The organism is Mesobacillus campisalis (genome assembly GCF_000986785.1).
Taxonomy (GTDB): domain Bacteria; phylum Bacillota; class Bacilli; order Bacillales; family Cytobacillaceae; genus Mesobacillus_B; species Mesobacillus_B campisalis.
The window spans coordinates 38,924-51,879 of record NZ_LAYY01000012.1 but is presented as its reverse complement, the minus strand read 5'-3'; the positions used below and the strand labels follow the sequence as shown (position 1 = coordinate 51,879).

General features: G+C 45.2%; 14 protein-coding genes. 11 read left to right on the top strand and 3 right to left on the bottom strand.

All coding sequences use genetic code 11. The features are described 5' to 3' along the window. Positions 1 to 110 precede the first annotated feature (110 nt). The 5 genes from WQ57_RS12395 to WQ57_RS12375 all read left to right on the top strand — a co-directional run bounded on the left by WQ57_RS12395 (position 111) and on the right by WQ57_RS12375 (position 3,406). The gene (locus WQ57_RS12395) at positions 111 to 578 is read left to right on the top strand and encodes a DUF2062 domain-containing protein (protein WP_046524090.1); all 468 of its coding nucleotides are present in this window, start codon (positions 111 to 113) and stop codon (positions 576 to 578) included. A gap of 59 nt (positions 579 to 637) precedes the next feature. Next, positions 638 to 937: a DUF3219 family protein gene (locus tag WQ57_RS12390; protein WP_046524089.1), complete on the top strand. Its 300-nt coding sequence runs from the start codon at positions 638 to 640 to the stop codon at positions 935 to 937. Continuing rightward, positions 934 to 1,932: an LLM class flavin-dependent oxidoreductase gene (locus WQ57_RS12385; protein WP_046524088.1), complete on the top strand. Its 999-nt coding sequence runs from the start codon at positions 934 to 936 to the stop codon at positions 1,930 to 1,932. Before WQ57_RS12390 ends, WQ57_RS12385 begins: the two co-directional genes overlap by 4 nt. Positions 1,933 to 2,286: 354 nt before the next feature. Then, entirely contained in the window at positions 2,287 to 2,655 is a 369-nt protein-coding gene (locus WQ57_RS12380) for a replication termination protein (protein WP_046524087.1), read from the top strand. A 109-nt stretch (positions 2,656 to 2,764) separates the two neighbouring features. After that, positions 2,765 to 3,406: an NUDIX hydrolase gene (locus WQ57_RS12375; protein ID WP_162200609.1), complete on the top strand. Its 642-nt coding sequence runs from the start codon at positions 2,765 to 2,767 to the stop codon at positions 3,404 to 3,406. A gap of 57 nt (positions 3,407 to 3,463) precedes the next feature. On the opposite strand, the gene WQ57_RS12370 is transcribed toward WQ57_RS12375, so the two are convergent. Together WQ57_RS12370 and WQ57_RS12365 are read right to left on the bottom strand one after the other, a co-directional pair. Then, on the bottom strand, positions 3,464 to 3,730 hold the full coding sequence (locus tag WQ57_RS12370) for a DUF2533 family protein (protein WP_046524086.1): 267 nt from the start codon (positions 3,728 to 3,730) through the stop codon (positions 3,464 to 3,466). Between the two features lie 66 nt (positions 3,731 to 3,796). Continuing rightward, positions 3,797 to 4,627: an MBL fold metallo-hydrolase gene (locus WQ57_RS12365; protein ID WP_046524085.1), complete on the bottom strand. Its 831-nt coding sequence runs from the start codon at positions 4,625 to 4,627 to the stop codon at positions 3,797 to 3,799. 208 nt (positions 4,628 to 4,835) lie between these two features. Here WQ57_RS12365 and brnQ point away from each other — a divergent pair, with 208 nt between their 5' ends. Both brnQ and htpG read left to right on the top strand, forming a co-directional pair. Beyond that, complete coding sequence (gene brnQ, locus WQ57_RS12360; protein WP_046524084.1) at positions 4,836 to 6,182, top strand: branched-chain amino acid transport system II carrier protein; 1,347 nt, start codon at positions 4,836 to 4,838, stop codon at positions 6,180 to 6,182. A gap of 144 nt (positions 6,183 to 6,326) precedes the next feature. Continuing rightward, positions 6,327 to 8,204: a molecular chaperone HtpG gene (gene htpG, locus WQ57_RS12355; protein ID WP_046524083.1), complete on the top strand. Its 1,878-nt coding sequence runs from the start codon at positions 6,327 to 6,329 to the stop codon at positions 8,202 to 8,204. Positions 8,205 to 8,473: 269 nt separating this feature from the next. Here the strand turns inward: htpG and WQ57_RS27010 are convergent, their stop codons facing one another. Further along, a complete protein-coding gene (locus WQ57_RS27010) occupies positions 8,474 to 8,644 on the bottom strand; it encodes a hypothetical protein (protein WP_173427551.1) in 171 nt (56 codons plus the stop codon). Between the two features lie 155 nt (positions 8,645 to 8,799). On the opposite strand from WQ57_RS27010, the gene WQ57_RS12350 reads away from it, so the two are divergent. The 4 genes from WQ57_RS12350 (at position 8,800) to WQ57_RS12335 (ending at position 12,926) form a co-directional block, all read left to right on the top strand. After that, the gene (locus WQ57_RS12350; protein WP_046524082.1) at positions 8,800 to 9,738 is read left to right on the top strand and encodes an SDR family oxidoreductase; all 939 of its coding nucleotides are present in this window, start codon (positions 8,800 to 8,802) and stop codon (positions 9,736 to 9,738) included. A 137-nt stretch (positions 9,739 to 9,875) separates the two neighbouring features. Next, positions 9,876 to 12,128 carry an AAA domain-containing protein gene (locus WQ57_RS12345; protein ID WP_046524081.1) on the top strand — a complete coding sequence of 751 codons (2,253 nt, stop codon included), beginning with the start codon at positions 9,876 to 9,878 and terminating at the stop codon, positions 12,126 to 12,128. Positions 12,129 to 12,221: 93 nt separating this feature from the next. Further along, positions 12,222 to 12,557 (top strand): hypothetical protein, encoded by a 336-nt coding sequence (locus WQ57_RS12340; RefSeq protein WP_156183130.1) that lies wholly within the window; start codon positions 12,222 to 12,224, stop codon positions 12,555 to 12,557. Between the two features lie 96 nt (positions 12,558 to 12,653). After that, positions 12,654 to 12,926 carry a DUF1450 domain-containing protein gene (locus WQ57_RS12335; protein WP_046524079.1) on the top strand — a complete coding sequence of 91 codons (273 nt, stop codon included), beginning with the start codon at positions 12,654 to 12,656 and terminating at the stop codon, positions 12,924 to 12,926. Positions 12,927 to 12,956: the final 30 nt, after the last annotated feature.

The window sequence follows — 12,956 nt, the reverse complement described above, 5'->3', positions numbered from 1 at the left end:
AACCGGCTTTCCTGCAAGGGAAATAGCCGGTTTTTTTTTGATAAAATATCCAGGGTTGGATTATTTTCTGGTAGAATAAAGGTCAAAATCAACAGTATTGGGTGAATAATATGAAGTGGAAACGTCGATCAAAGTATTATCTTGTCAGGCTGTTCCGTTTGAAGGCGAGTCCGCATCAAGTGGCAATGGGCATGGCATTGGGATTTGTGCCAAACTGGTTTCCTACCTTTGGGATTGGTCCTGTCCTTTCTGCCGGCATTGCCAAGGCCGCAAAAGTCAATCTCATTGCGGCCGTAATCGGTGGATTTATCGGCGCTCCGCTTTGGCCATTTTTCTTTCTGTTAAACTATAAAGTTGGCAGCCTTTTTCACCCTAAGCCAAGCAAAGTAACGGGGATACAAGAAGTCGAGTACCTGGAAGCCGTAAACGATACCGTTGACAGCTGGCATTCCGGAAGCGTGCAATTCCTGGAAGGCGCACTCATCAATGCCTTTATTTCTTCGATCATTATCTATTTCATTGTTTATTTTCTTTTTAAAAAATACCGTATTCCAATTTTAACGAAAATCAGGTATTAAAATTCAAAATTGGAAAAGGGTAAACATAAATTATTCTGAATGAAAAAGGGGTTGTTATCTTGGCAGAGGAACTTATATTAGACGGACATACCATTAAATTGGACGATTATGAAGAAAGTCTGATGGATGGCTTGCGGAAATTGTCGGTTCGCTTCCAAGTGACAAGCGAAGAATATCACGATATTGCGGTCTTGCTTTATAAAGAAACCTTTCAAGTAAGCGTGCCAGAAAGAAATCTTCTTTTTGAAGGGAAAATTGTCCAATACTTCACTTCACTCACGAACCTTTATCAGGAAGGCCAAACCGGGGACTATTACTTGACATTGCTTGAAATCGCAGGTGAGGGCAGCCAGAAATGAGGCTCAGCATTTTGGACCAGGCGCCGATTGCCGGAAATGAAACGGCCAGGGAAGCTTTGATGAATTGTGTTAAACTGGCTCAGGCAGGGGAAGATTTGGGTTACACCCGTTACTGGATTGCGGAGCATCATGATCTGCCCGGACTGGCCTGTTCGGCACCCGAAGTGGTCCTGGGATACATTGGAGCGAAAACAAATACAATCCGTATCGGTCCAGGGGCTGTCTTGCTGCCTCATTACAAGCCATATAAGGTGGCGGAAGTCTATAACACGCTCGCAACGCTTTTCCCATCCAGGGTTGATATCGGAATCGGCCGGGCACCAGGGGGATCGGCCGAAGCAGCCAATGCACTATCGGAAAATTTTCTGCAGCAGGTTTGGAAAATGCCCGAACTTATCAGGGATTTGCTGCTTTTTCTCGAAAATGACTATAAATCTGGAAACGACCATGCAAAGCTGTCGGCCTCTCCTTTGCCAGAAGTTCAGCCTGTACCCTGGCTCCTTGGCACAGGCAGCAAGAGTGCCATTCTTGCGGCGGAAAATGGACTCTCTTATGCATTTGGCCAGTTTATGAGCGAGAAAGATGGACATGAAATCACTAAGCAATATCGGGACAGTTTTAAGCCGCGAAAAAAAGGAGACTCACCAGAAGTGATTTTGACGGTTTCCGTTTTTTGTGCCGAAACTTCCGAGAAAGCAGAAGAGATAGCGTTAAGCTCTATGATCTGGTCTTTGTCAAGAGGGAAGGGGAGCGGAATAAAAGGGCTACCATCCATCGAAGAGGCCAAGAATTACACATTGTCAGCAGAGGATAAACAGGAACTAGCCAGGTTGAAGGAAAAATTGATTATCGGTAATCCCGAGCAGGTAAAAGAAAATCTTCTGGGACTTAAGCGAGCCTACCAGGCCGATGAAATGATGATTGTTACGATAACGTATTCGCTGGCTGATAAAATTAAATCTTATAAATTGCTTGCTGAAGCTTTAAAGTCATAACGCAGGAAAGGCGGGAAGTTGGAACCCGTCTTTTTTTTTGCGGTTAAAAGCAGTCCATTTAATGGCTGGGTAGGATATAGGATATGGAAGTTTCTCTGTCAAAGAGTAGGGAAAAGATTATTACTACTGTGTAATTACCACATTGTACTAAATTCAAAATCAAAAAATCTTGTTAACTCGCACAAAATACTGCAAAATCACATAAAAATGCACACGATAGTCTGCAACATAAGCAGAAAATGGATTTGGAAGTTTTTGTTTTTAGCACAATGTGTTATAATAAGATTGAATATTCTTTCTTTTACGCAGAAATAATCCCAACTCAATAGCAAACTTCATGTGGAGGTGGCCGTCATGAAAGGAAAACGAGATAGCACTGGGTTTTTAATCAAACAGCGTGCCTTTTTAAAGCTGTATTTGCTTACAAGCATCGAAAAAGAACCATGGTACGGCTTGCAGCTTCTGGATGAACTAAAAGCCTCCTTTAAACCATATGGTTTCGTACCTCAGCATTCGGAAGTGTACAGAGCCTTGCATGATTTAACGGAAGACGGAATTCTGAGCAGGAAAAAGGTCAAGGAAAACGGATCGAAATACAAGGAAGTCGCTGTTTACAGCATTGCGGACAAGGAAGAGGCAAAGGCCTATAAAAAGCTGGTAAAAGCTGATCTCGACAGGTGCGAACAGCTGCTGCGAAAAGCATTGAAAGACAATTTTTCCTAGCCCGAATAAATATTTGCACAATCCAATATGTTCATACTAATCCACCGTTTAACCAAAAGAACAGGTGGATTTCTTTTCTCATAATAAAATTGAAAAAGGTGGCGTTGTAGTGATAGCTATTCCAAGACCGGCTTCTACCGTAATTTTACTGGACGAAACTTCCAGGGTGTACTTGACAAAGAGGCCGCAGACGATGAAATTTCTTGCGGGATATTATGTATTCCCAGGAGGAGCAGTCGAAGCGGATGATTATATTGTAACCAGCGATCACCTATTGCGTTTTCATGATGCAGCGCCATGTGGAATCGGCCATTATGTGGCTGCTGCCAGGGAGCTGTTCGAGGAAGTGGGGATCTTGCTCGTAAACAAACAGGATGGTTCTGAAGCCAGGATGGGTGAAGATGCAGTATCCTTTTACAGAAAAGAGCTTGTCGCCGGGAGACTCTCTTTTATGGAGCTGCTTAAGAAGGAAAGGCTCAAGCTGAATCTGGATAGCCTGCATTATTTTGGCCATTTTATTACACCGGAAATCAGCCCAATCCGGTTCGATACCCGATTTTTTCTCGCCAGGCTGCCTGCCGGCCAGAAACCAAAGCCAGACAGAAGGGAAATTGCTGATGCATTTTGGATAACTCCCGATCGGGCGCTGTCTGCTTTTCGGTCCGGCAGGATGCCTATGGTCAGGCCGACACTGATGTCATTAAAAAGCTTGCTGAATGACCAGACTGGCAAACCGATGCTACAAACATAAGAAGAGACATTCGCCATGCCTGCAAGCACATCGGAATGTCTCTTATGGCGCCGTTATTCAGGCGTCTTTATTTTTTATTTTCTCCACATACTCCTGTACCATTTCTGGTGTAACATTCTTTTTAAACGGAACAAACCGCAAATTCAGCCGGTTGATTTGATTCGTCACTTCATTAATTTTCCTGGTTGTAAAAGGGAGCCCCTGTTTACAAAGCTGGACTGCTTCTTCGATATACACTTCCCGCTGCTGGTCAAACTGCAGATAGGTTTTATAAATTCCATTCATCTTTTCGGCATGCTGAGCCAGCTCTTTATGTACGCTCATATTCCCACTCCTATGCTGATACTTACTTGTCTTTATCGTACCATACCTGTCAATTCATTTTGCATGTTACCTGAGAAGATAGACGGGTTCCTTAAATGACACTTTCCCTTCGATCAGCAATTTCTCAAGATGTGCTTCCGTCGTTCTTTTGGCCACTTCAAAAATGCTTTCATGGATCTTCCCGTCATAAATCAGTTTCGTAAGTGTGTCCGCATCAAGTTGAAGATGCACTTTCAGCAGCTCCATGATTTGCTTTTCCCGAGATGTACGCCTGTCGAGCACGAAGTCAATGTGTTTATAAGGCTGCATGATCCACTCGCCGTGTCCAGGTCCGACTTTGGAGAGCTTAAGCTGTTTTGCTTTTCTAAGGCTGTCCATATAGGCTGCCATATCTCCATCCGGCCGGCCAATCCACGTAGTCCCTTCACCAACAAGATTGTCCCCGGCAAGCAGCAGTTCCAATTCGGGAAGATACAGGTTCAAATGCCCCTTTGTATGGCCAGGGGCATGAAGAATTTCCACATTAAGTCCAGCCACATTGAGCAAATCCCCATCCTTCAGGAAGGAAAGTTCCATTTTTGGTCCAATGGCTTCCCTTATTTTCTCTTCTTCCATCGTATGACAATAGACATGGGCGGACCATTCCGTTAACTGGCGGACTCCGGGAGCATGGTCGCGATGGTAATGAGTAAGGATAATCGCTTTTGGTCTTGCAAGGGAATGGTTTTTAATGGCTTTTTCCAGTTCGTTCTTTGTTTCATCCTGGTCATAACCGGCATCAACCAGGATGCTCTCATGCCTATTCCCGATTAAATAGCAGTTTGTTGAAGTATGCGGCCATAGTGTTGGGGTCGGAATGGCTACGCGGATTACGTGTATGGAGTCGGATAGGTTCAATATCCTTATCATCCTTTCTCATGTAAAAGTATTAATTGTATCATAAGTAATTTCAAAAGAAATTTGAAGTGTTATTAAAACATTCAGACTATTAAACAATTCAAACAGCCTGTTGATTTTTGTTGTCTATTAGGGTTAAGATAAACTTTGTGCTTTTCTTCGTTTAAATTTTCTTGCAATTTCCATTGTATTCCTGGAGGATTTCTAAATGAAAAACCATTTATCATTTTCACAGCACATCGTCATTGGGGTGATGCTGTTTGCTTTGTTCTTTGGAGCCGGCAACCTGATTTTTCCTGCTGCGCTTGGCCAGTATTCCGGCGACAATGTATGGTTCGCAATAGGCGGATTTTTGGTAACCGGCATCGGTCTGCCGCTGTTGGGAATCCTTGCAATCGGGTTTTCCGGCAGCAAAAGTCTTCAGGATTTGGCCGGCAAAGTGCATCCTGTTTATGGACTCATTTTTACGTCCTTGCTTTATTTGACCATCGGGCCGCTTTTTGCGGCACCCAGGACCGCTGCAGTTGCCTATGAAGTAGGCATTATTCCATTACTTTCTTCACAAAACAGTGCAGGCGGAAGCTCTTTATTTTTGTTCACCCTCCTGTTTTTTGGTACAGTGCTTTGGCTTTCGCTTCATCCTGCAAGCATTGTCGACCATGTCGGAAAGATTCTCGCTCCTGCTATTTTGCTATTATTGATTGTATTATTGAGCTTCGCCGTCATCCAGCCGCTTGGAAGCATCGGGGACCCCCAGGGCGCCTATGCAGCAAAACCTTTTTTGACAGGGTTTCTTGAGGGATATAATACCATGGACGCTTTGGCTTCGCTCGTGTTTGGCATCCTCGTCATCCAGACAATTGCTTCAATGGGTGTGAAGACAAGGCAGGGAATTGTCACCTCTACGGTGAAGTCCGGCATGATCGCCATCTTATTTTTGGGAATCATCTATGTTGGCATTGCCTATCTCGGCGCGACAAGCACCGAAAGATTTGGATTGCACGAAACTGGAGGTCCTGTACTTAGCGAAGCAGCATCCTTTTACTTTGGACCGTTTGGAATCCTGATGCTGTCCATCCTGATCATTTTGGCCTGCCTGACAACAGCAATTGGGCTGGCAACCGCCTGCGGCAAATATTTTCACTCTATATTCCCTAAATGGAGTTATTCGGTATTTGTCTATCTGTTTGCCTTGATTTCCTTTGTGATCGCCAATTTCGGATTAGCGAAGATCATTACTATTTCCATCCCCGTACTCATGTTCTTGTATCCGCCGGCCATTGCCCTTATTTTCCTGGCGCTATTGTCGGGGCTCTTCAGGAATGCCCGGCTGGTCTATGCAGCCACGACCGCTGCCACCTTGATTGTCAGTGTGATTGATGGATTCAAGACACTTTGCGACTTGCTGGAAATCCCTTATTTCAGCTGGCTTTCCAGCATTCTGTCGTTTTATAAGGAGTATTTGCCGCTTTACGAAGAAGGGCTGGGCTGGCTCGTGCCGGCCATTGTCGCAATGGTCCTAACCAGTGCCTGGGTTCGATTAAATAAAGAATAAAAGAATTTGGACGTGTGCACATGTCCACCCATATTGACAAGAGGCAGGATTTTATGATATTTAAAATACAATTAGCACTCTTGCCTAATGAGTGCTAATTGTAAAAAACTAGACCAATATAGTAAGTGAAAGGAGAAATCCCTCATGGAAAAAGTCCAGTTTCAGGCCGAATCCAAACGGCTATTGGAGATGATGATCAACTCGATCTATTCACAGCGCGAAGTGTTTTTGCGTGAACTAATTTCCAATTCCAGCGATGCCATTGATAAAATCTACTACAAAGCGCTGACAGATGACTCGCTGACCTTTAATCAAGAAGACTATTACATAAAAGTGGTGCCTGACAAAGAAAGCAGAACCCTGAAAATCATCGATACAGGAATCGGAATGACCAAAGAAGAACTCGAAAACAATCTTGGCATCATCGCCAAAAGTGGTTCCCTTGCGTTCAAAAAGGAAAATGAGCTTAGGGACGGGCATGACATCATCGGCCAGTTTGGCGTGGGTTTCTATGCCGCGTTCATGGTTGCCGATGTCGTTACGGTTGTCAGCAAAGCATTGAACAGCGAGCAGGCTTACAAATGGGAAAGCGAAGGAGCAGACGGCTATATCATTGTTCCTGCTGACAAAGAAAGTGTCGGAACAGAAATCACCCTTAAGCTGAAGGAAAACACCGAAGACGAGTCTTATGATGAATATCTGGAGGAATACCGCCTCAAGCAGATTATCAAAAAATACTCCGACTTCATTCGCTACCCAATCAAAATGGATGTCACTTCCTCACGTCCGAAGGAAGGCACCGAGGGAGATTACGAGCAATACACCGAGGAAGAAACAATAAATAGCATGGTGCCGATTTGGCGTAAAAACAAGAATGAGCTGACCGACGAGGACTATAGCTCCTTTTACAGTGAAAAGCATTATGGGTTCGACAAGCCTTTAAAGCACATCCACATTTCTGTTGACGGCACGATCCGCTATAATGCGATTTTGTTCATACCTGAAAAAACCCCCTTTGATTTTTACTCGAAGGAATATGAAAAAGGGCTTGAGCTTTATTCAAACGGCGTGCTGATTATGAACAAATGCGCCGACCTGCTTCCGGATTATTTCAGTTTCGTCAAGGGACTGGTCGACTCCGAAGACCTGTCACTCAATATTTCGCGGGAGATGCTGCAGCACGACCGCCAGCTGAAGCTGATTGCCAAGAACATCACCAAGAAAATCAAAAGCGAGCTGCAAAGCCTGCTTAAGAATGAGCGCGATAAGTATGAGAAATTCTTTGAGGCATTCGGCCGACAGCTGAAATATGGCGTATACAGCGATTTCGGCGCCAACAAAGACACACTGCAGGATTTGCTCCTGTTCTACTCTTCCAAGGAAAAGAAACTGGTCACACTTGATGAATATGTTTCAAGAATGCCGGAAGATCAAAAATACATTTATTATGCATCCGGGGAATCCGTTGAACGAATTGATAAGCTGCCGCAGGCTGAACTGGTAACCGAAAAGGGATACGAACTTCTTTATTTCACCGATGAAATCGATGAATTCGCCATCCGCATGCTGATGACCTACAAAGAAAAGGAATTCAAGTCCGTTTCGAGCGGCGACCTTGGACTTGATCCAGAGGAGGAAACTTCCGATAACAGCGAACAGGATGAAAATAAGGAACTATTTGTTGCGATGAAAGAATTGCTGGAAGGCAAGGTGAAAGATGTACGGGCGTCGAAACGTCTTAAGTCTCATCCAGTCTGCCTGTCATCAGACGGTGAGATTACCATCGAAATGGAAAAGATCCTTCAATCCATGCCGGACAACCAGAACATCAAGGCGGAGAAAGTTCTTGAAATCAACGTAAATCACGAAGTGTTCCAATCGCTGAAGAGCGCACATGAAAAGGATAAGGACAAACTCTCTCTTTATACCAATCTGCTATACAACCAGGCATTGCTTATTGAAGGCCTGCCAATCCAGGATCCTGTTGAATTCACCAACGATATTTGCAAAGTGATGGTTTAAAAACAAGAACCTGCCGAAACGCGGCAGGTTTTTTGCTTGGTTTGGGGAAGTTTTTTTAATTTCCAGGTTGATTTCTGCAAATAGGAGGGTAGTTGCGGCAATTTTTGGGAGGGCAGCAAGGTCAATTGGAGTTATTGCATCAATTATTTAGTTTTTTGCATCAAACATTTGGTTTTTTGCTTCATTTTTTCGATTATTGCATCAATTATTTAAATTTATCAATAAAACGGTGTCCATATTGTGAACAATCTGGCAGCTTCCACTTTTTATTAAATCACCGGATATTCCTTCTCGTACCGCGGATGGGCATAATAGGGCGGCCTTGGACCGATTTTCGACATTTCATAGCTATAAGGATTGTCATTATAGAGCACCAGCTCTTTCTCGTCAGTTTGCGGCAGCAGTAATAATTCTGCTCCGGAATTGTTCTGGTCGTGCATTCATATTTCCTCCTTAACCTCTTTTTCCATCAGGGTATGCACAAACAGCATGAAAGGAACTTGCATAGTCTTCTTCTGCTAAGAACCCGGGGCCAGGCACGAGAAATTGGAGCCTATCATAATGTATCCGGAAGTCTTTTTTCAGGAGGATACCCATGGCAGAAAATCAGACGCCACAATCAAAAAAGCCGAACGGGGAAGACTATCCGCTGTATCCCCATTATGGAAAGATTACGCAATACGAAGAAATACCGCTGACTGTCCCGGAACAGCGCCAGTACCGCCAACCGGGTATTGAAAGGCTGATGGAGCCAAGGCCCATTGTTGAAAATCCGCAATATCAGGGCAGCGGCAAGCTTAAAGGAAAGGTCGCTCTGATTACGGGAGGGGACAGCGGCATTGGAGCAGCAGCAGCGATTGCTTTCGCAAAAGAGGGAGCAGATGTCGCGATTTCCTATCTGGATGAACATGAAGACGCCAACCGGACGAAAACGAGGATTGAAGAGCTGGGGCAGCGCTGTCTGCTGCTTCCCGGTGACTTGCGGGATAAGCACCAGTGCAGCTTGATTGTCGAAGAAAGTATCAAGGCCTTCGGCAAGCTGAATGTTTTATGCAACCATGTTGGCATCCAATTCCAGCAGCTAAGCTTGCTGGATATTACCGATGAACAGTTTGATGATACGTTCAAAGTGAATATCTATTCCCATTTTTACACCACAAGGGCCGCATTGCCATACTTAAAGGCAGGCAGTTCAATCATCAATACAGCCTCTGTGGTCGCCTTTTACGGCAATGAACAGCTGATTGACTACACAGCTACCAAGGCGGCCAATGTCGGCTTTACCCGGGCCCTGGCAAGGAGCCTGGTGGATAAAGGGATACGCGTCAATGCCGTTGCTCCCGGAAAGTTCTGGACGCCGCTTATCCCATCGAGTTTTTCGGCAGATCAGGTCCCGCTCCCAGGAAATCCTATGCAGCGCCAGGGCCAGCCATTCGAAATGGCGCCTACCTTTGTCTATCTGGCTTCCGATGATTCCCGATTTGTGACAGGACAAACACTCCATGTTAACGGGGGACAGGTTATGGGGTCCTAATCAAAAGGACGGTGCTGTCCATAAAGAGAGCAGCTCCGTTCTTTTTTTTACATAAATGGAAACGAAATAAACTTTGACTCCACACCCCTTCTTTTGTTAATCTCCCCTATAGACACTAAAACAACAAAGGACCAGAAATGATAAACACGAAAATATTAATCCGCGAGTGGCAGCAGGCGCTGCAGCAGGAAATCCTTCATTTGAAAAAATTCGGCGGGAACAAGTTCCTGGTTACCAATGGAACCCTGCTAAATAACGATAATACGTATTCTTATTATTTTGAGACCCTATCACCTTTGCGAATCCCTGTTGGTTCGCAAATCAGGCTTGAGTGGGGCAGCAGGAAGAACAGCGGACGGGTGCTCTCCTCCGAAGGAAAAAGTGTGATTGTTTCGCTTGAACATTCCTTCGGCGACCTTATCTCAGAAGCTTATCTGCTGCATGATCCATGGGAGCTTCTTGAACAACTGATTGAGCGGCTGGATGAAATCAGGAAAAGCAAAACCAAACGTTCAAGAATCAAAAAGCTGATGGAACCATCCATGGAAGCGAGGCATCCGGCAGAAAAGGTGAAAAGCAGCGTTCATGAGCTTGTACTCCGGTCCAAATACAATTATTCCACATATGTCTGGGGGCCCCCAGGCACGGGCAAGACTTATACTCTGGCAAGGACAGCCGCAAATAAATATTTCCAGAAAAAAAAGGTGCTGATCCTGTCGCACAGCAATCAGGCTGTCGATGTTCTGATCAGCGAGATTCATTCTTTCATTCAAAAGAAAAATCGCTTTCAAGAAGGTGATGTGCTCCGCTATGGATCCCAAACAGGTGAAACTCTCGCCAGCCATGAAGGATTAACCACCTATCAGCTGATTGAAAAGCTTGATCCCGCTCTGGCAGAGGACAGGGTAAAACTTTTTGAAGAAAGACGGCAGCTAAAGCAGGATTTGTCGCGCTCGTTCAGTCGGCGGGATTCAAACGAACTGCTTGAGCTGGAAACCAGGATTGCCCGAGTCCTGGATAAAGTACGCCAGCGTGAAATTGAGTTTTTAAAAGAAGCGTATATTATCGGCACTACCCTCGCCAAGGCAGCAAGCGACAGTGCCATTTATGAAAAGGAATATGATGTGGTCATCCTTGACGAGGCGAGCATGGCGTATGTTCCCCAAGCCGGATTTGCCACGTCCCTCGGAAAACGGGTGATTATTTGCGGAGATTTCAAGCAGCTGCCGCCGATTGCGTCCAGCAGGGATGCACTGGTTTCAAAATGGCTAAAGGAAGATGTGTTTCACCGGGCGGGTATCGTTGACTATGTAGACGAGGGGAAACTGCATCCCCAACTTTTCCTGCTAAAAGAACAGCGCCGGATGCACCCTGAAATTTCAGCTTTTACAAATAAATATATCTATGAATCCCTGGTAAGCGACCATGAAAGCGTCCATACAAGAAGAAACAGGATTGCCAGCCGGCAGCCGTTTCCCGAAAGAGCATCTGTACTGGTGGACACCAGCCATACCGGCATGCATGGAATCAGCGAAGCTACCTCAAATTCACGCATCAATTTGTGGCAGCTGCTATTGTCGTTTCAGCTGATTCATGAATCGGTCCTCGGCGGCTCGGAATCGATTGGATATGTAACACCATACCGCGCCCAGGCGAATCTGATGGAAATGCTGCTGCAGGACATTTATGAAAAGGAAAGACAAGGCAAGGACATTATCGCCGCCACTGTCCATAAATTCCAGGGAAGCGAACGCGATGTGATGATTTTTGATAGTGTTGACGGCGGGCCTCAGGACCGGGCAGGGATGCTCCTTACCGGAAAGGACAGTGAACGGCTGATCAATGTTGCCATCACAAGGACGCGGGGTAAGTTCGTTCACGTATGCAACGGAGCTTTTATGCGGAAGCATGTGTACCGGAACAAAACCATCAGGCAGCTTGTCGAACATCAGGTCCAGCAGCAGCAAATGGTGGCCCCAAGCCAGATCGGCACCTGGGTCAAAAATCAGCATCCCGCACTGAAGTGGATGCATGCGCGTAAGCTTGAGCCTGTGTTTGAGGATCTTGTTTCCGCCTCATCCTCCATTGTAATCTGTGTTCCAGGTGCAGGAACCCTTAGCCAAGAGTGGCAGCAACAGCTAAGTAACAAAAAAACTAACGTCACACTGGCTTTGCTGTGTGAAAAAAAAACGGTTGGTGTACAAGCGGATCAGTGGCTGCCGCCTTGCTTCCCATTTCCATTCGTCATCATTGATGAAAAGATACTCTGGCTTGGCCTTCCATTGGAAGGGGCAAGTGGCGTCGAGCCTCCATTTGTTTCCGCAAGGCTTGCTTCAAAAAATGTGTGTGAATACATGCTGGGGCAGGTTCAGGCAAAGGATAGGCAGTAGCGGATTCATCAAGGAGGAATGAATATGAACGAGCGTGATCATTCTAGCAAAGATGAAAAAGTGGTGGATGCACTCTCTCCGTCCGAGAAAGAAATGATTGAAGCAGAAGTTGCGGGAATGAAGTTCACCAAGAATTTTCGCTCTCCTACTGCGGAAGAATGGTATGTGTTTCTGCCTGGTTTCCACGACCCCCAGACAGGTGGGGCGGCAGGAAAGGCGATCATCCATTATGACTTGTTCGGCAATCGAGAGATCTTTATCAATACAACCATTATTTTTGATGACCCCAAACTTCATCACACACAAATGCACCGTCTTGTATATGCTCTGGCGGATGAGCTTGTCAATGTGCTTGTCGGCTATGCGGATACTTTGCTGTCGGTCCATTCAGGCAGCAACTCCTATCAGGCTGAATATAAATCTTCCTGACGAGTAATCTGTCACTGCAAGGTAAAGTGCTTTTAATTGCTAGGCTAGTTATAGTATTCTTATAAGGAAGCTTGCTGCAAAAGGATGTTACATAACATGAAAATTTTAAGCACTTTATTTAAAAAAGACAAAAAGCTGAACATCGAATTTTGCGAGAAGAATCTTGACAGATTTCTTAAGGAAGAACAGGTGGAGGAATATGGCGCCTTCCTCAGCAAAAAAAATGTTTTGCATAAGGAATACAGCTGTCAAAGCCATTGTGAGAAATGCAGGCTGTCTCCTTACGCAATCGTGAATGGCGAGTATATTGCTGCGGATAGTTATGCTGAATTGCTGGAGATGCTTAAACAGACTTCAGAACAAAACTAGAAGTGCATCGCCTTCAAATATAACCTTATG

Excerpts from the sequence above, each read along its gene's own strand:
- WQ57_RS12395 (WP_046524090.1), top strand. The coding sequence starts at position 111 with ATGAAGTGGAAACGTCGATCAAAGTATTATCTTGTCAGGCTGTTCCGT.
- WQ57_RS12385 (WP_046524088.1), top strand. The coding sequence starts at position 934 with ATGAGGCTCAGCATTTTGGACCAGGCGCCGATTGCCGGAAATGAAACG.
- WQ57_RS12380 (WP_046524087.1), top strand. The coding sequence starts at position 2,287 with ATGAAAGGAAAACGAGATAGCACTGGGTTTTTAATCAAACAGCGTGCC.
- WQ57_RS12370 (WP_046524086.1), bottom strand. The coding sequence starts at position 3,730 with ATGAGCGTACATAAAGAGCTGGCTCAGCATGCCGAAAAGATGAATGGA.
- brnQ (WP_046524084.1), top strand. The coding sequence starts at position 4,836 with ATGAAAAACCATTTATCATTTTCACAGCACATCGTCATTGGGGTGATG.
- htpG (WP_046524083.1), top strand. The coding sequence starts at position 6,327 with ATGGAAAAAGTCCAGTTTCAGGCCGAATCCAAACGGCTATTGGAGATG.
- WQ57_RS27010 (WP_173427551.1), bottom strand. The coding sequence starts at position 8,644 with ATGCACGACCAGAACAATTCCGGAGCAGAATTATTACTGCTGCCGCAA.
- WQ57_RS12350 (WP_046524082.1), top strand. The coding sequence starts at position 8,800 with ATGGCAGAAAATCAGACGCCACAATCAAAAAAGCCGAACGGGGAAGAC.
- WQ57_RS12345 (WP_046524081.1), top strand. The coding sequence starts at position 9,876 with ATGATAAACACGAAAATATTAATCCGCGAGTGGCAGCAGGCGCTGCAG.
- WQ57_RS12340 (WP_156183130.1), top strand. The coding sequence starts at position 12,222 with ATGATTGAAGCAGAAGTTGCGGGAATGAAGTTCACCAAGAATTTTCGC.
- WQ57_RS12335 (WP_046524079.1), top strand. The coding sequence starts at position 12,654 with ATGAAAATTTTAAGCACTTTATTTAAAAAAGACAAAAAGCTGAACATC.